The following is a 20,368-nucleotide window of genomic DNA, read 5'->3' as shown; positions in this document are numbered from 1 at the left end:
ACATGTTGACTATTTAGAATGTTTGGGTCCTTGTTGTGAGATTTCTCTTTTTAAATCTCAATCAATACGGTATAAATAATCGTCAATTGCTTCAGAAAGTCCGGCTTGTTCTACGCTTGATGTATAATATTTAGCATATTGCATAGTTTCGGGATCTGTATTTTCCATTGCATATGAATATCCAACCATTTGGAACATTGAAATATCATTTTGACTATCCCCAATTGCCATTGCATCGCTAACATCTAAATTAAAAATCTTTTCACAAAATCATTTAAGGCCTGAACCTTTTGAAATACCTAATTTAGTTATTTCAATATGTCTTGTTAATAAAACAATGTTAAGGTTAATTTTTTGCTCTAATGCTTTATCATAAAATGCTTTTAATAATTTAGGATCACCATAAATTTCAATTTTATGCAAATCATCAGGAATTAAACCATCTTCAATCCATGCTTCATATTCACAAAAATCTGTAAAGAATTGTTTTTGCTCTTTAGTTGCATCTTTTAAGAAAAATCTTTCTGTCCCAAAATAATACAACGGTAAGTTAAATTCTTTAGCTAAAGATCATATTTTTTGAGCCTCATTATGATCAATATATTCAATATTTAAAATTTCATGGTTTAAATTATCATATAAAAATGCACCATTTGAAAAAGATATATATCTAGCCCCCAAGGTTTTTGCAAGTTTTTTAATTTTTGGGTATGGCCCATTTCCTGTGCTAATTACAAAATTAACACCTTTTTGAACTATTTCATTAACTTTTAATTTATTTTTTTCAGGTAAGATTTTTGATGGAAATGGATAAATTGTTCCATCAACATCACTAAAAATTGCTGTGTTTCTCATATTAATTATTATTATAAACCATATATATTTTATTTGGTTGCAAATAACTAAAATAATTTGCATTATAAAAAATATTAAATAGCTTTGATATTTTTATATTTTGTAATATAATAAACAAAACAAGGTATAAAGAAGATGGTAGCTAGGCAGCTTTAACCATCGCCAACCTGCACAAAGTGTAAGGTGGATAGCCAGGAGTTGGATCAACTTAACATACTGTAAATGTCTTTATACCTCACATAGAAAGAATGCGAGGTTTTTATTTATGAAAAATTTATTTACTAGTGAATCAGTGGGGCGTGGGCACCCTGATAAATTATGTGACCAAATCTCAGATGCAATTTTAGATGAGTATCTAAAATTAGACCCTGATTCAAAAGTTGCTATTGAAACACTAGCAAGTGGCAATATTATTTTTGTAGCTGGAGAGGTTCAATCAAAGGCTGATATTTATGTTGTTGAAATAATTATTAATATCTTAAAATCATTAAATTATTTTACCAGTCATACCAGTATTATTACCGATATACGCCGTCAAAGTCCAGATATTTCTCAAGGAGTTATTTTGGATAATAACGAAATAGGAGCAGGTGACCAGGGGATTATGTTTGGTTATGCCACTAATGAAACTAAGAGTTATATGCCTTTAGCTATTACATTAGCCCATGAATTGGTCAAAAAAGCTGAAACTTTAAGGGTTAGCCAGGATTTTAAATGAGCTAAAGCTGATATGAAATCACAAGTTACTTTGGATTACACTGATCCAAAGCAAACCTTAGTTGATACAGTTTTAATGAGTATTCAACATAGTGAAAAATATGTTGAAAGTGAATTTAAAAACTATATTAAAGAAAAGATTATTAAACCAGTTTTAGCAAAGTATGATTTGGATACTCCAAAACATACTTTAATTAATCCTACAGGTAAATTTGTAGTTGGTGGACCAATTGGCGATACTGGATTAACGGGTCGTAAGATTATTGTCGATACTTATGGCGGCGCATCTAGGCATGGTGGCGGAGCTTTTAGTGGCAAAGATGCTACTAAAGTTGATCGCTCTGGTGCATATGCTGCAAGGTGAGTAGCTAAAAACTTAGTTGCAGCAAATTTAGCTAGTAAACTTGAAATCCAAATCTCTTATGCAATTGGAATCGCAAAACCAGTTTCAATTTTGATAGAAACTTTTGAAACTGAAATAGTTTCAAAAGACATTATTTATCAAATTGTGCACCAATTATTTGATTTAAGACCTAAAGCAATTATTGATACTTTAGAATTACAAAAACCAATTTATGCTAAAACAGCCTACTTTGGACATTTTGGGCGTGATGATTTAGATCTACCATGAGAAAGATTGAATAAAGTAACTGAGATTTTGGAATTAAAAGAAAAATTATTAAAAAGATAAAGATGTTAATTCTTTATCTTTTTATCTATTTATTTGATAGTTTTATTTCTTTTTTAAATATTTTTTAATATAAAAAAATTAAAATTATTTCTTTTGTGCCTATATAATACGTTTTGGGGTTAATTTAATATTTTATATATATATATATATATATGCTATAATTAAACCGTGACAAATAATATTTAATTGAAAGGAATTTTATATAACACAAACATGAAAAACTCAATCCAGAACATGAAGGATAAATTGTTAAAATTAACTAAGAAACAATTAATCCTTATTGGTGGAGCAAGTGCATTAGGTATTTCTATTTTAACTACCATTATTGCAGTTAGCGCAACTCCAAGACGTTCACAAGTTGAAAATGTGGAAACAAAATATCGAAAGGACCATCAAGAAGTATTATCTAAAACAGAAGATAACATTACTTTAGAAGACAAATTTAAAGTAAATGTTGCACTAGTTAAATACGATGAACTCAGTGAGCAATCTAAAGATAAGTTGCTTGCTGAGAAAAATCTTTTGGCAAGGTTATTAGTTAAGATCACAGCTTTAGAAAATAATGCTAATAATCAAAATACTCCTCCAGTGAAAACAGATAATCCTGGCACAAGCGAGGATAATGCCGAAAAGAACTTTAAACAAAAACATAATCTTATTCTTGGTAAGTCGGTTTTTGATATTACCACTAGTGATAAGCAAGATATCAACAATGCTTTAAGCGATTATAGTTTATTAGAAACTACCACTAAAGCTAAGTTAAGTAACGAAAAACGAAATCTAGATGACAAAATAAAACGTCTTCAAGAACTTGAACAAGCTGAAAGTGATGAAAAAATACGTAATCAAGCAATTGATAATTTTAAATCAAAACATGCAACAATCTTGAACAAAGAATTAATTAATATCACTACAAGTGATAAAGATCTAATTAATGCCGCTTTAAGTAATTATGAACTTTTAGTTGATTCTGTTAAACCAAGATTAACAACTGAAAAACGCAATTTAGACGAAAAAGCAGCTAAGGTTGCAGAACTAGAAAAAAATCAAAATAACACTACTGGTGCCCAACCAGAAGATCCACAGCAAAATAATGGTTCTAATGGTGACACTGTAACTCAGCCTGAAGAAGTTAAAAAACTCAAAGTTATTATAAATACCAAAGCATTAATAACCACAGGTAATGGTGCAAATTCAGATATTCGTATGTATATTGATGGATGAGAAAAACAAGATATGATTAATTATCTTGGTTATTTAAAACATCATGCCAGCACAGAAGAAGTTACAACTTTTGCAACTAAGATGGCTGATATATACAATAACTCAGGATTATTCAAATCTGGTGGTAGAAACCAAAAATGAAAAATAACGTTATTTAAATCAGAAACAGACGGTGTTGCCTCAAGAGAACACCCAGTAGTTGGTTCGGTTAGTCCAAATGACCGTAATCTTGATTTAACTAATTATAAAACTTCTCAAAATACCACTATTACGATTCGAACTAATGAATTTATTTCAAATGTTAACTGGAAATTTAATGCTGATGCTCGTTTACGTAAGGCTTTTGAATATACCATTTACAAGTATGATTGACCTGCTTACCAATACACTAACGGCCAAGTAGCACCGAATTTTGCAGAAGTTGAAACAACAACAGTTAATGAATAAAATAAGCTACAAATCACCTAAAATACATTTTTAGGTGATTTTCTTAACTTTTTTATACAAAGTTGTATAATTTTTAAAGCATATTTTTTACACTTTATATATATATATATATATATATATGCAATAGAAAGGATAAACATGAGTCAAGAGACTAAAAAGAAAAACAACAAGAAAAAAGCCATTATTATTGGTGGTGCCGCTTTTTTAACAACAGCAGCTGGTATCACCGGAGTTTTGGGCTATACAACAGTGACTAAACATAAAGAAAATGTTACTACATTTGACAACTTGAAAAAGTTAATTCAAAGTAAGTTAGAATTATTATCTGATGAAGATAAACTCATTTTAGGTGCTTCAGTTGATATTGAAAATATCAACTTTAGTGGAGTTCTAAGCAAGAAAACTATTCAAGAATTACAAAAGATCAATGCTAATTTAAATCAATATGCTTATGTGACAACCCAAGAAGTGCTTGAGGATGCTTCGGCAGCTTCTGGAATTGAAAGAGAATATTTCCCTGCTTTAGGTAGTGAAGAAGAGTTTGCGAGAAATATAAAAAATCGTGATTTAATTAAAGCAAATAAAAATAATATTGCTAAGGCAAAAGATATTGAAGATAAAGATAAAGTTCGTGCATCTTTTAAAGATTTATTTGATTCTTCTAAAAATCCAACTGCAACTGAAGAATCATTTGTCAAAGCAAGTGCATTAATTAATGAAACTTTAGAAAAAGAAGCAAACCAAAGAACCACACTTGATGCTTTTAATTCAAGTGTGGTTGATAAACTATCTCCTGAAAACAAAGCTAAGTATTTAGATGAATTCAATAAAGCTAAAACTATCAAAGAAAAAGAATCATTAAAAGGTTCACTAGAAAAATATAATGAAGCTTTATTACTTGCAGATCAAATTGAAAATCCAATTCAACGTCATAAATTATTAGAAAAAATTAGAAATGCTAATTTAAATGAATTACCAACTATTTTTGCTCAAGTGCAAGAACAAGTTCAAATTGATTATGTTGACGTAAAAGAATCATTTATTAAACAACTTGATTTTTTAGATAATGAAATTAAGGATCCAACTTTAAGAGACAAACTTGCACAGCTTAAAGCAAATACAAATGCTGATGATTTTATTAAAAAAGCACAAGACTTAAAAGATGAATATGAGAAATTATTAGAAGCTAATTCTGGAGAAGGTGCTTTAGCTAAATTCAAAAAAGATGAAATTGAGAAAATTATTAACAGTTCAACCTTTGATGAACAAACTAAAGCAAAATTATTATCAGATCTCGAAAACGCATCTTCAAATACTGATTTAAATAACTTACGTAAGGAAGTTATTAACCAAGTTAGATTACAAAGAGCTAAAGATAATACAAATGGAGTTTTAGACTTAATTAATGAACCATTAAAAACAAAACTAAAAGCAAAATTAAATGATTTAACTTCAGTTGAGGATGTTAAAAAACTTCAAGATGAAGCGTATAAAATTTATGATGATTCTAAAAAAGAATTTGACAAAGCAGTAGCTAAATTAGCAAATAATTCTAAATTAAAAAATAGCATTTTAAAAGACGTTATTGATCAAGATAATGTTGATGCTTACAAACGAGCTTTAGATTCAATTAATGATGTTTTACGTCAAGAACGTGATGCAGTTTTAAAGTATGCTAAAGCCAATGATGCTTTATTAAATAACCCTGAATTTAAAGCAAAGTGAATTGATAATTTTGATGCAACTTTACCACTTAATTCATCGGAATCAGAAGTATTAGCAAAACTTGAAGAACTAAAAAAAGATGCTCTAAATTCTATTATTGATTCTAAACTACAAAATCAATTAGCGAATGTTAAAGAAAATGCTGCAATCACAAAATTAAAACAAGAAATTCAAGCATTAAGTAAAAATACAACTTTACCATATGAAGAAAAACTAGCACAATCTCAAGCAAAACTTAAAGAATTACAAACTGAAGTTAATAAAGCAAAATTTGCTCAATTAACAGATGGTGCTCTTAAAATTCCTGAGTATAAAGAAAAAGCAAAATTATTAGCTGATTTAGAAGGCACTGATACTGAAAAATTCTTAGCAATTGCTGAGTTTAATAACTTAAATAGAAATATTGAAGATAATGAAAATCTTGCCGCTAATTTAGCTAATATTACTCAGCTAAAAGAAGTATTAGATTCATATAATGCACAAAAAGATAAAAAATCTCCAACGGAAACCAGGGATATTCTTCTTGGTGCTTTAACTAAAATTAAATCTGATTCTTCAATTCCGGAAGACAAGAAAAAAGAAGCACTTGCTGCAATTGCTAAAGACCTTGGTTTTAAATTATCAAATGAGAAAAAACTGACTTTAACTACTGATCCAGTTAATGATGTAACAATTGATAATTTATTAGATGAATTACAAAATAAAACACCACTTCGTAATCAAATTGCAAGTGTAATTCGCCAAGCTGGAGCTAATGCTTCTACAATTTTTGATAACCTTGAAGAAATTAATAATAAATTACTTGATCCAAATACAACTAAAGAAGAATTAGAGGCAATTTATGCAAGTTTAGCTCCAAAATTAAACGATGCATTTGCTGAAAATACAGCTTTAAAAGGTGATTTATTAGAATTATTAGGGGGTGCTAATGATTTAATAAGTGATTTAGGTGAACAATCTGGTGCCCAAAACTTTGATTTCATTAGTGATTATTTAAATCCTTCATTAGTTAATAACTTAACTAATACTAAAAATAATATTGCTAATGCTAAAGAAAAATTAGCACAAAACAAAGCAAAACTAGCAGAATTAGTTAATAATCTTCCAGATGGACACGAATCTAAGAACCTTGATTTAGAAGCATTAAATCCTGGTGAAGTGCAAGATAAATTAGCACAGTTAGAACAAGAAGTAACTAATGCTAAAAATGATTTATTAAAGAAAATTTATGACTTAGATTATGATAACCCTAATAAAAAAGGTTTAGCATTATTAGCACAAGATATTAAGAGTCTTAACGATGTTGCTGCTATTGAAGCAAATATTGAAAAATCATCACAATTGCAAGAAGTTAAAAAAGAAACAGCACAAGAACTAGAAAAAATTAATGATCAAGTTTTAGTTAATGAATATCTTAAAAAACTTTCAACTGCTCAAGATAAAGAAGCTGTTGACCAATTATTAGCTGAAGTTAAAGAAAAACTAGCTCAAGAAACTAGCTACGTTGCCCAAACTAAGGCTACAATTCAAGACAAATTAGCAAATATCCAAGACCCAGCAATTATTAAATTATATGAACAAGAATTAGCAAATCCTCATTCAATTGGTTCAATTGATAATTTATTGGCTAATGTTAATAATTATTTAGCATTACAAGAATCAAGAATTCAAGATTCACGTCGTGAGGGTCTTGCAACTTTGGCTAAATTAAGAATTGATAACCCGCTTCGCGAAGAATTGGAAAATGCGCTAAATAATGCTTCAACTTTTGTAGCCTTAGCTGATATAACCAAGCAAGGTCAAGATGTTTTAGATAATTTAAATAATGATTTATCTGATGCAATTGCTAAGCTTGCCCCTGAGCAACAAGCACAATTTTTAGAAGAACAAAAAACTTTAGAAACTCAAGCAGAATTAGAAGACAAAATTGCTCAAGTTAATAATATTTTAGCAAGAGCTAAAGATAACTTAATTGAATCAATTAATAGCATTTTAAATACACAAGAAGTAGATAATTTAAAACACCAATTATTAGCTAAAGCTAATAATGCAAGTAGTATTAGTGAATTTAATGCAATTGAAGCTGAGTTAGTAGCTGCCTTAAATGCTGCTAAAACTGATGCTATTGATTTTGCCCAAAAACTAGATGACAAATCAGCTTTAAGAGAATTAATTAATCAAGCAAGTGATTTTGCCGCAATTAAAGCTTTAGATCAAGCAAATAAGACTAAGTTAAATAATTTATATAAAACAGCACAAGATGCTTTCAAAATCATTGCTGGTTCACCATTACAAGCATCATATGAAAATAAATTAGCAACATTATCAAATATTTCTAGTGAAGCTGAATTAAACAACTTTATTAATCAAGCTCGCCAAGAATTAGCTGATGTTAAAGCCAGTTTACAAGCCCGTATTGATGCTTTAGATGATCCTGTGCAAAAAGCTGCTTTACAGGCACGTTTAGACAATGCAAGTTCTTTAACACAAGTCACAGCATTAACTCCAGCAATAACCTTACAAGAAGCAAAAGAAATCCAAATTGCTAAAGTACGTGCAAATGCCACATACCAAGACCAAATTCAAGGTTTTATTGATAAAATCAATAATTCTAGTTCATTAGAAGATTTAGAAAGAACTACACAAGAAATAGCAACTAAAGAAACTTATAATAAAGAATTAGAAAAAGATAAAACACCTGTTAATGATTTACTTGCTAATATTAATGTTAATAATGAGTTAAAGGCTCAATTACAAGAACAATTAAATAACATCCGTGATAAAAATGACTTAGCACCATTACGAGCTCGTATTAATGAATATATTGATCAAAAACGTGCTAGCACTCAAGCTGCAATTAATCGCCTTGAAGGTGATGAAACACTTAAAAATTCAATGCAACAAGCAATGGGTGAACAAAAACAAGAAAGTAAACTTGATGAAATTATTGCTCAAGCCAATGCTGCATTTGATGGTGTAAAAGATAATGTAAATAACGAAATAGCTAAAATCAAAGACCCAGCTAAAAAAGCTGAGTTTGAAACTGCTTTAGCAAACCAAAACACTATTAAAGATTTAAACAACCTTAAAGAGCAAGTTAAATTAGAACAAGATAAAGAATCTCTTAGTGCATTACTAGAAAATGTTTTAGATCAAGCGGCAAAAGAAAGCTTGGCTCAAGAAATTAGTGCTTTAACAAGCCGCGGAGATTCAGTTAAAGCACTCGAAACAAAGATTAATGAGCAAATTAAAAAAGATAAAGGTGAATTAGAAGCAGCGAGAATAGCAGCTCAACAAATCTTAGATTGAATTAGTCCTGATAATGCAAAATATGCTGAGTATCAAAATAAAATTCAATCAAACCAAAAACAAGAACTTGAAACATTAAAACAAGAACTTGAACAATACTTAGATCAAAAAAATAAAGATGCTTTAGAAAAACTTAAAAAACTAGAACAACCTTCAGGTGTTGTTGCTAATTCAAATCCTTTAAGTAGAACTTATAACCAAATTAAAGATAATTTAGAGCAAAACAAAGGATCACTTACTGAAGCTGAATATGCCCAACTTGAACAAGAGATTCAAAATGCATTTACTGAGACAAAAAATCAAATTGCTCAGCAACTTGCTAAAGCCTTTGTTGATGTGAGTACTCAAAAAGAAGCAAATGATCAAAAAACTTTTGATTCAAATACAGCAACAGAATTAATTGATAATTATTCACAAGCTTTACAAGCTATGAAAGCTGATTTAGTAAGTAAGTTAGATGGCTTTAAAAAAGATGGTGATTCTAAAAAACAAAATTACCAAGCCCAACTTGATGCATTAGTTTCAAGTACTAACCCAGTTGCTAATTGATCAAATAATTTAGTTGATCAATTACTTGAATTAAAACAGCGTCTTGAACAAGATTTAGAAGCTGATAAAAATGCTTTTGAAGCTGAAAAACAACGTTTATTAACTAAAAAAGACTCTTTAAGTCCACAAGAAATTACAGATTTAGAATCTCGTATTAATGCTGTTCAAAAATTTGAAGATTTTGCAGCTTTAGATAGTGAAATTGATACTAAATTAGCAGCACATAAACAAACAGCAAAACAAGAAGTAACTAAAGTTCTTGAAGGTCACCCTGAAAAAGATACCTTGCTTCAATTAATTGATAATAAAACATCTTATGTTGAGATACAAAATGTTTTAAATCAAGCGAAAACCAAGTATACTGAAAAACGTCAAGCCTTACTTTATTCATTAAATGATCCATTACTTACCGAAGCTCAAAGAGCAACTTTAACTGAATCATTAAAAGCAGAAACGGCAGATACATTTGCTAAATTATTAGAAGTTGAAGGAAAGATTTTAGTAGAAAAACAAAAAACAGCTCTTCGAAATAAAAGTGCAAATATTGAAGATCAAACTAAAAAAGCAGAATTTACATCTGCTATTGATCAAGCTACTGATTTAAATACCTTAAACGAATTAGAAACAAGAATTGATGAACATAAAAACCAAGAAGCAAATGAATTAGCGGCTAAAAAACAAGAAGCTAATGATTTTGCAAATAATATGAACAATGTTCATGAATTTAAAGCACGAATTGCATCTGCAACAACTAAAGAACAAGTAGATGCAATCCTTGCCGAAATGAAACAAACATTATCTGAGAAACAAACTAAAGCTAATGCAGCATTAGCTAAACTTGCTGGTCATCCAGATTATAATAACTTTGCTGCTAAATTTAATGCTAATTTAACTGAGCAAGAGGCCGATGCTTTAATTGCTGAATATACCCAAGCATTCGATAATCATAAAACTCAAGTCTTAGATGCTTATAATAAATTAACTGCTCAAGATGCTTTTGATACAAGTGGCTTTGATACAAAAATTAATGCAGAAGCTGCGACTATTTCAGATTTAGAATTTGCATTAAAATCAAAACAAGCTTCAAGTGAGCAAAAAACCTTACTTGAAGAAATTAATAAACTTCCTGAAAGTCTTAAAAACCAATTTAATACTCAATTACAAAATACTTTTGGACCAAATGACGATCCAAATGCTTTAGATACCAAAGTTGCTAATTTAGCGCGTTTAAAAGTTGAAATTGCTGATGCGGTAACTAATTATGAAGCTCAAGCTGCTGCTTTAAAACAAGAAATTAACGCGTTGCTTGGTAGAGTGCAAGATAATACTAAATCGCAAGAATTTACTAATACAAAAACTACTATTAAGTATGATTCATTACCAGAACTTAATAATTTAGAAAATCTCAAACAAGATGCACAAAATTATTTAGTTAATTTACAAGCTAATGCTCGTTCTTTATTAGAAAATTCAATTGATAAAGATGGAACTTCTCAAGCTAAATATAATGAATTAGTAGCTAAAGTAAGTGATACATCTTCTGATACAGATTACAATGCTGTGATCAAAGAACTTGAAGAGCTTAAAAAAGCTTATAAAGAAAAATCAACTAATGCACTTAATAAAATTGCTAATGCTCCTGAATATCAAACTTTATTACAAAAAGCACAAAATTCAGAACTTGAATCAATTCATAATGAAGTTCTAGCAGATGCAACAAAAATCTTAACTGATAAAAAAGCCTTAGTTGAAAAAGAATTACAAGATTTAGAATTACAAGATAAGTCAAGTTTACAAAGTGAATTAACAGCCGCGGCTGAAGATTGAACTAAGTTAAATACTTTAGAAACTAAGATTAAACAACAAGCTAGAGAACAAGTTGAATTAGAAATTAATAAATTACCAGCTAATGAAAGAACTCAATTTGAGCAAGAGCTTGCATTAGCAACTAGCGTTGCTAAAATTAATGAGATTAAAAAACGTGTTAAAGAGCAAGTAGTTGATAATAAGGTTAAAACTGCTCGCGCTGAAGCCTTAGTAGAAATCAATAAACTTTGAGATGTTGATAAAGATAAATTAACTCAAGCAATTTATGCTACCAGAAATATTGAAGAAATTAAGAAACAAGCTGAAGAATCTAAGAAATTATTAGCTGAAGAAAAGAAAAAAATTGATGATTTAATTGCTGCTTTACCAACAGCAGCTAAAAGCGGTTTTAAAAACCAAAGGGATAATGATATTTATCCAGCAGGTGGAAATGCAATTAAAGCTTACACTGCTACTTTAGAAGCAACAAAAACAAGGGTAGAACAATTAAAAAATACTTTCTTACCTACTGTTAGTCATGTTAATGCTTTAAAAGATGAAGTAGAAAAAGAATTAACATTTGATAATATTAAATCTGATACTAATTTACAATTACTTAAAGATAAATATACTGATTTAAACCAAGCAATTGAAACTTTCAAAACTACAGTTGAAAAATTACCAACTAATAATACAGTAAGAAATAGTCTTAGCCCAAGTATCCAAGAAAAAACTTTAGACAAAACCTTCTTTGAAACTAAAACTCAAGAAGCTTTAGCAGAGCAAGCAGCTTTAGATGCCGAATTTGCTAAAGTTAGTGATCTTGCTAATTCATGACCTTATGCAACTGAAGCTAAAACAACTGCTCTAGACGCAATTAAAGATAAAAGTGCAGAAAGTGTTAATTCAACAACTAAAATTCGTCAAATCTACGACACTTTATTAGTTGCTAAAAACGCTCATGATCAAAAATTAGCACAACTTTCAAATAAATTAAATGACTTACCTGAAGGACATGCTTTAATTGACCAAATTAATGCATTAATGACAAGCCATTCAGATGAATTAAATTCAACAGATAAAATTGATGCTAAGATCCAAGAAATTGAAGCAGAATTACAAAAACTTTATACAAAGAATAATGAATTAACTCAAGAGTTAGCTAAGGTTCATAAACTTAACCCACGCTTCCAAGAAATTCAAAATCTCGCTTTCAAAGATCCAGCCAAAAATTCAGAAGCAAAAATTCAAGCTTTAATTGATGAAGTTAAACAAGAGCAAGAAAAACTAAAAAATAAAGCAACAGAATTAAAAACTTATGTTGAAGCAAACTTTGCTCAAAATTCAGAAACATACAATGATTTTAGTCCTTATTTCCCAGATACAGCTAATTTCAATGATTTAACTGAAACAGCAACAGAAGCTAAAATTAATGAATTAATTCAAAGAGCACAAGACAAACGTAATTTATTAGATAACAAGATTAATCAAATTAAAACTAAAGTTGATAATATTTTAGATGACACTCAAAAACAAACTTACTTAGATATTTTAAATAACAAGCAACATGAAAAAACTCAAAGTATTCTAAAATTAGAAGAATTAGAACGAGAAATTGATCAAATTCTTGATCAATTTAATGTCAGAAAACAAGAGGTTTTAGATAAGTTTAATCAAGTTCCAAATAACAATGATGCACTAAACGCCCTTAAAGCAAAATTAGAAGATTTAAACCAAACCAAAACCTTAGACCACATTCAAGCTATTGAAACTGAGCTTGAAACATTTATCAGGGATTGAAATGCTAAAAAAGATCAACTTCGTTTAGATTTAACTTCAAAATTAGGTTTAGAAAATGATACCCGTAAAGGTTTAGAACCTAAACTTAATGATTTAAATGAAGAAAGTCTTAATAGTATTGCAAAGCTTGATGCACTTATTACCCAAATTACTACTGAACGTAGTAATTTGGATGCCTTAATTTTAGAATTTAATACTATCTTACCTAAGATACCAAATGGTGGCTATACCTTCCCATTTGATAATGATTCAGCTATTTATGCTAGAAGTAAAGAAGATACCCAATGAAATTTAGCTAATATTGGTGATGATACGAAAGGTTTAACTGGTATTGTTAAATTCTATAAAGAGCATCGTGCTACTTTAGAAGCCGAAGTAACTAAACTTGACAATGCTTTAAAAAACAATGTTTTAACTACTTTTACTAACGATACATTGTTAAATGAAAATAAAGCTTTAATAGCTGACTTTAATTCAGCAAGGGTAACAAGAGAAGATTTAAATACTGTTGCTAAAATTCAAGCAAGAATTACTAGTGTTAGCGAATATACTAACCGTATTAATGCTGCTCAAACTAAACACCAAGAATTTAGCAATAAATTACATAATACTAATGAAGTATTTGTAGCTAACCCAATTGCTAATTTAAACGTGGCAAATACAGCTAATGAATTAGAAACAAGAGCCAATAATTTAGAAACTGAATACAATAAATTATTAGCAATATATAATGAAATTAATAATATTGCTAATACCCAAATGCATAATGATAATGAAGTAGCTACTACTTGAAAAAATGCTTATGTTAATAATGTAGCTAGTGGCAGTGAAGTAAATAAAGAAGCTTTATCAAATGAAACTAAGCTTTTAGCTGAAAAACAAAAGTTAAATACTGAAATTGCTAGTGTTACTCAAAAACGTAATGAATTAAATACTTATGTTGAAAGTCATTATCCAATCATTGCTAATTTAACTAATGATACTTTAGTTGATGAAGAAGTTAAAAAAATGGTAAAGGCTCATGAATCTCATAAAACTGAGTATGATAAACGTGTTAGAGATAATAATGCTAACGTTAAATATTGATCAAGCGTGCAGTTAACTGCTGAAATAGACGAGTCTAAGAAAAAAATTGATGAGTACGATAAAACCATGAAACCAAAAGAATTTGGTAAACAAGCCAGTGAATTTACTAATAGTGGTGTTATCGAAACAGAGAATTTACCAACTTTAACGCGTCGTAGATACTATGCAACTTTAGGAACTAACCGGTTCTTCTCACAACTTTTACCTGCTCCACCAGTAGGTGGTTGATATGAATGAACTCAAACACCAGATAAACCAGATACATGGAAGTTTAAAGAAGATAATACCACTAACCAAAATGATGAGAATGACAAATTTAATACATTAGCATCGCCAGTTAAAGAAGGACTTTGATACTACCGTATCAAAGATTCAAGTGGACAAATCGTTGATGATAATCTCTCAATTGTTGGAAAACAATTGAACCTGTCTACCCAAAATGCGACGAGCAATAATGCTGCAAATACGCAGAATACCATTGTGTATACTAAAGTTGATATAACGACAGAAAATTCGTTAAGCACAAGCTACCAGGCGGAAAACTTCACAAAGCTATTTGACAACGATGATCTTGAAGAATCAAGGTGGGATAACTGGGAATCATTCGAAAAAACAATCGAAGAACAAAACAAAAAATACAACTTTATAACCTTTAAAGCAAGCGATGGTCAAACAAAAACGTGGGGCAAAATTGAAATGAAAGTTCGAGCGCATAACTACAATAGAAGATGAATGGAAGATGCGACAAGCATACCCCAAGAATACAATATATATTACAGTGACGACGGGAAAACCTGGCGGGCAGTAGACGATTATAACAACAGGCACCCGTGGGACTGGTTTCAAGTAAATAAATCGCAAAGAGCGGACCATGTTGTTGCGAATTTCAAAACCAACCAGCAAATGACTATCCGTCAAGGCAGCGGTGCGTACCGCGACCATCCTAACGGATCAATATTCCTGCTCCCAATATCTTTCAGGCCGGTGAAAGCAAAATATATCAAACTAACGTGAAAAGGATCTCAATATAAATCCGATGGCAAACCACGGCTAACAGGTTTTTCAGGTATCAAACTTTACTCAGTGGATGAAAACCACCAAAAAGTTAAAGAATGGATGGAGTGAAGTTCGATTGATACTCATAAAGAAAATATATTAACTAAAGACTATAACTTTACTGTTAAATATAATGATCAAGAAATTTACAAAACCCAAATTGTTGGTGAACCATTAAGTGCAGCACATAAAGATTATTTACTTAATTCTTTATTAGTAACAAATAAAGCAACAACACAAGAAAGTAGCAATACTCACCCATTAAATGAATATAGTTCATTTAATGAAAACCAAGCTAATACTGGTAGTGCATCAACCCAAACAACTTATACTAATTTAAATACTCATAATTCAATTGCCCAGTTCTATAAAACATATAAAGTTAGTGGCAATGATTTAGCACAAACTGATCCTAAGGAAATCTTGAAGAAAATTAAATTAGAATTTAATAAATTAGATATTCAAAATAATAATAGTGGAACTCAACAACAAAACTCATCAACTACAAATAACTTTAATGAACCTTATGTATACTATGATATTCATACTTTAGCATTGAAAAAAGCTCAAGCTGGTGGCAATATCACCCATGCTTCATTTGTGATTAATATATATGATCCAGCTATTAAACAAGTGGTTTCAAAACACTTTCTTAATTTAGTATCTGATGATGCATATACTCGTGCTGATCAAACAACTCATACAACTTTTAATGATACAACTACTGATCCTGATGCTAATACAACCCAAAGTACGAAGCATATCAAAGCAGCTGATGTAACTAGTGCATCTAAATATTCAAATACTAATACAAATAATGCAAGTACTGAACTAGGGGCTTATAACTTATTTGCTAATAGTATTTATGATAAAAATGGTGCTTTACGCCGTTTTAAAGCTGAAATTGATGAATTAGAAAAACTATTAGTTGAACCGAAATTTAAATTACTTAAAGAAAGATATGAATCAAGCTTTAAAGCATGGTGAGCTGCTATTCCAGAAGATACTAAAGCTAAATTCTTTGAAATTAGTAAAACAAATGATACAACTCCAAAACTAACAGCAACCCATATGAATTTAAATACTACGATTAGTAATAAAGGTCAATATACTGATGTTAACTTAAATACCTTAATTAATGAATTCTTTGTAATTAAAAATCAATATATTACCGAAAAATTAATGGAAGTTAATAGCCAAGAAGCATTGAACACTAAGATCACAGAAGCAAAAGAAAAATTCAAAGAATATGTAACCCAAGTTGCTAACTTTGAAACAACCTTAAAAACTAAGATTAATTCATTAGATAATAATGCAGCTGATGGTTCAGATAAAAAAGCTAAATACTACCAAGAAGTTATTAAATTGGCTAAAGAAAAATATGGTTTTGATTTAAACCTTAATCAAGTTTCTGGACTAGTAAATAATAACTTTATGTATAATAGTATTTACCAAGAAATAATGAACTCTAATATTAAATCAGTTGAGTTATTAGATGAATTTATAAAATTATTAACTAAAGAAAGATTTGATAAATTAATTGAGCATATTGCACAAACTGCAAAAGGCACAATTGATGGAACTATTGTTAATAATTCTACACCACCAAAATCTAATACCCAAGCTTCAGGAAGCACAACTAGCCAACCAACTACTAATGGTGCACAAACTAGCGGAACAAGTGGAGCTTCCTCTGCCACCCCTTAATAAATACAAAAAACTAGGTTTTAAACCTAGTTTTTTCATATAAAAACCCTTCAAACAAAAGGTTTGAAGGGTTTAAGGCATTACATCACTATCAGCTTTACCTTGGGCTTTTCATTTTTCTAATAATTTACTTCATTCTTGTTCATTACAGCAGGCCAAATATTCTAAATCATCAGCATGAATCGACATATTGAATTTAGGTGAGGTTTGTTGATTAGTATATTGTGCATACCAATTTTTAACATATTTAATGTCATCTAAAACTTCGTTTTGGTTAACGTTAAATGAATATACTTTAATTTGTCTTTGATATAAATCAACAAGATCTGGAGTTAAATAATCATTAATATTTTTAGTTTTATCTTCTTGTAAAAACGCTGCAACAATTGCATATTTATTAATCTGCTTATTTAATTTTTTGCTCATTAAATAAGCATATAATTGAGCTTGCTTACGGTATGAAGGCTCGATTCCTTCTTTGGCTCATAAATCATATTTCTTTTCGCCTGCTGTTTTAATTTCTAAAATTGTTTCTAAACTTGGGATATAACCATCTGGTACTCCACTAATTACTTCATCAATACCTTCAAAATAATCGTAATTTACTTCCTCTGCAACAAAGTTTTGAATTTCTAAATTAGGATATTTATCTCTCAATATATTAAAGATTTTTGGTTCTAAAATTATTCCAGCATTAATATACTTTTTGCTTAATACTGGCATTTTAATTCTGGCTATATGGCAATATGCTTTAAAATCACTTTTAAAGATATTTCCTTTAATTAAAATATCCCCTACTGAACTTCCACCTATCTTCTTGAATCCCTTTCATTTATCAAAAGTTTTAAGTTCATTATAAAATTCATCTTTAAGATGAATTACTGAGTTATCTCAATCAATAGTATAATGAACATTATTATAATATTTACGCTTTATGTTTTCCATTGTTTTTAATAAAGTTTTCAACTACTGTTTTGGCGACTACTTCAACAGCTGGGAAATTAGCAGCTCAATTGCGGTCAATTAAAATATCTTGGGGAACAATATGGTCAAAGGCAAAGGTTAGTTTATCAAAACTAATTTCAGTTGAATTATCATCAACACCAGTAACAAATTTCTCAGCATCCATAAATTTCTCAATACGGATTGAGACTACTCTGATGATATGATTATCATCAGAGTTTTCATTAATTAATTTAACGTTTTTAATAAAATAATCTAATTCATTAGGAAAACGTAGATCATCAATTAAATATAAACTATTTTTATGTTGTGGTTTGATAGTATTAACAGTATCTTTAATTTTTTCAAATGTTTTACCACACCAGATATTACTATCAATATTACGACCTACTTCGCCCATTGCAATTCAAAGTGGGCGCACCACTTCTTTGTTTTGTCCGTCCCAACGAAGTTCATTTAAAATAGGTTGGGTAATATCTTTGATTGGTTGAGCAAAAGATAAGATATAAATATGCTCTCCATAAAGTTTGGCACATTGTTCTTTAATAGCATTAGTTAATAAACCTTTACCACTGCGACGTTTTCCGTTGATTAAAATAATTGTATGTGTGTTTTTTTTCATTAGTATGCTCCTTAATATATAAATTTTTTAAAAGTTGTGAAATAAAAAAGATTTTTAGTAGGCAAAGCCTCTAAAATTCTTTTTTATGATATTTAATTAAACTAAATCAAATAAGTTTTGACCAACTTTAACTTGGTGCTGCGCTTTATTAATTACTGTTTGTAAGTTAGAACTACGCGTTGCACAAATGATGATATGTGTATCAATTTGTTCTTTACTAAATTGATCTAAATTTAATTCAAATAAGTCTTGACCTGCTTTTAGTTCAGTATTTACTGCGGCTAATAAATTAATTCCAATTCCATTTAATTTATAACTATCTTGACCTAAAACGATAATAACTTCAATTCCACATTTAGTAGCAAATAAGAATTGGTTTTTGCTTGCTGGTAAATTACTGATGCTGCCATCAAAGGGTGCTTTAAGAACTATTTTACCAGAAGTTTGATTTAATTTAATTGCTAGCCCTTGGCCAACTAACCCTTCCGAAAAAATACCATCTTTAAGCTCGTTTAAAGCAACGATTTGTCCATCTACTGGGCTTAAAACATTTAAAGTATTTAAAGACTGTTTTTGAGTGTTTTTTACCTCATTATTTGCATTAACTAAATTATTATGATTAGTTGTTTGACTAGCTAATTTTTGTGCATATTTTCTAACTTCAAAATTAAGTTCTTCAACTACATTACCAAACTCGGCTTGAACATGTTTTGTATCTTGAAAAATAGTTACTTTACTTGCTCCTAAGGTTTTTAATGTTTCACTTTGCACAAGTGAAATATCCTTTAAGTCATATCTTAATTCTGAAACTGAATTACTAAATGCATTAATATTGTGAATTCCTCCAAAAGCTTCAACAATTTGAATTACTTTGGCAGGAACTTCTTGGCTGCAAACACATCCAAAGAATGGTTTGCAAATACATGTATTGTTTTGATTTGACATTGCTATGCTCCTCTAAAATTATCTTTTAAAATATGTAAGTATTTTACCAAATTATTACTGTTTTTTAAAAGAAAATTATCATTATCTTATTCTTGAATAATCATGTATAATAATAAGATAATGATAACAAATTACAAATATAAAAATAGTCTCACTTGAGACAGAAATTTATTTTGGGGTATTATTTTCATTGGCTTTGCATTAGGAATGTTAGTTTTTAGCGGACTATTATCATTCTTTATGAAAATCATTGTAAATAATAATGGAAACCATTTAATTTTATTTACATCTGTTGGATCGCTTGGAATCTTTGTGATTTCAATGATCCAATGGTTTATGTCAACTAAACGCTCGCAGGTTTGGAATTGGCTTAGACTTGCTTTGAGCATTGTATTTTGAGCAATGCTCTTTAGCGGATTATTCCACTTGTTATTACTTAAAGAAGTAGCTAACTTTAGTCCTAGTTCATTAGTCTTAATTATGCTTGCACCTGTTTTAATAATGGCTCTTGCTGCAGTTTTATCATTTTTCGATATTGCAGTGCATAAATTATCAATCGTAATGGGGATGTTATTTGTTGCTTTTTTAATCATGGCAGTTATTTCGATTTTTGCTTACCGGGCATACTTTTGAGTTTTATTAATTCAAGGAGCGATCTTTACAATTAATAGTATCTTTGCCTTTAGACAAATTCGCCAAGCTGAATTATTTGCTAATAACAAAGTAGTATTTCATGCCATCTTTTGAACTACTGAATTATTAAATAACTACTTCCACTTATTATACGTCGTAGTACGTTTATTATTAATTCGTTCAAGGGATTAGAAAAACCTGGGCTTCCCCAGGTTTTTAACTATGTTTTAAAG

Annotated in this window: 8 protein-coding genes; 4 read left to right on the top strand and 4 right to left on the bottom strand. The window is 29.5% G+C overall.

All coding sequences use genetic code 4. From position 1 onward, the window contains the following. Nucleotides 1-9: 9 nt before the first annotated feature. On the bottom strand, nucleotides 10-855 hold the full coding sequence (locus AC0B4K_RS03625) for a Cof-type HAD-IIB family hydrolase (RefSeq protein ID WP_465103841.1): 846 nt from the start codon (nucleotides 853-855) through the stop codon (nucleotides 10-12). A gap of 265 nt (nucleotides 856-1,120) precedes the next feature. On the opposite strand from AC0B4K_RS03625, the gene metK reads away from it, so the two are divergent. The 3 genes from metK to AC0B4K_RS03610 all read left to right on the top strand — a co-directional run bounded on the left by metK (nucleotide 1,121) and on the right by AC0B4K_RS03610 (nucleotide 16,972). Further along, on the top strand, nucleotides 1,121-2,263 hold the full coding sequence (gene metK / locus AC0B4K_RS03620; protein WP_465103840.1) for a methionine adenosyltransferase: 1,143 nt from the start codon (nucleotides 1,121-1,123) through the stop codon (nucleotides 2,261-2,263). 213 nt (nucleotides 2,264-2,476) lie between these two features. Beyond that, entirely contained in the window at nucleotides 2,477-3,934 is a 1,458-nt protein-coding gene (locus AC0B4K_RS03615) for a hypothetical protein (RefSeq protein WP_465103839.1), read from the top strand. A gap of 138 nt (nucleotides 3,935-4,072) precedes the next feature. Then, nucleotides 4,073-16,972 (top strand): hypothetical protein, encoded by a 12,900-nt coding sequence (locus AC0B4K_RS03610; RefSeq protein ID WP_465103838.1) that lies wholly within the window; start codon nucleotides 4,073-4,075, stop codon nucleotides 16,970-16,972. Between the two features lie 72 nt (nucleotides 16,973-17,044). On the opposite strand, the gene AC0B4K_RS03605 is transcribed toward AC0B4K_RS03610, so the two are convergent. The 3 genes from AC0B4K_RS03605 to AC0B4K_RS03595 form a co-directional block, all read right to left on the bottom strand. Then, complete coding sequence (locus AC0B4K_RS03605) at nucleotides 17,045-17,917, bottom strand: MAGa7180 family putative nuclease (protein ID WP_465103837.1); 873 nt, start codon at nucleotides 17,915-17,917, stop codon at nucleotides 17,045-17,047. Beyond that, complete coding sequence (locus tag AC0B4K_RS03600) at nucleotides 17,898-18,557, bottom strand: hypothetical protein (RefSeq protein ID WP_465103836.1); 660 nt, start codon at nucleotides 18,555-18,557, stop codon at nucleotides 17,898-17,900. Before AC0B4K_RS03600 ends, AC0B4K_RS03605 begins: the two co-directional genes overlap by 20 nt. Nucleotides 18,558-18,653: 96 nt before the next feature. After that, entirely contained in the window at nucleotides 18,654-19,502 is an 849-nt protein-coding gene (locus AC0B4K_RS03595) for a PTS glucose transporter subunit IIA (RefSeq protein WP_465103835.1), read from the bottom strand. 120 nt (nucleotides 19,503-19,622) lie between these two features. On the opposite strand from AC0B4K_RS03595, the gene AC0B4K_RS03590 reads away from it, so the two are divergent. After that, nucleotides 19,623-20,327: a hypothetical protein gene (locus AC0B4K_RS03590; RefSeq protein ID WP_465103834.1), complete on the top strand. Its 705-nt coding sequence runs from the start codon at nucleotides 19,623-19,625 to the stop codon at nucleotides 20,325-20,327. Nucleotides 20,328-20,368: the final 41 nt, after the last annotated feature.

The sequence above is a fragment of the Mycoplasma sp. 11548 genome (assembly GCF_055523555.1).
Note: the sequence above shows the minus strand (reverse complement) of the source record. Positions and strands in the feature narration are given on the sequence as shown.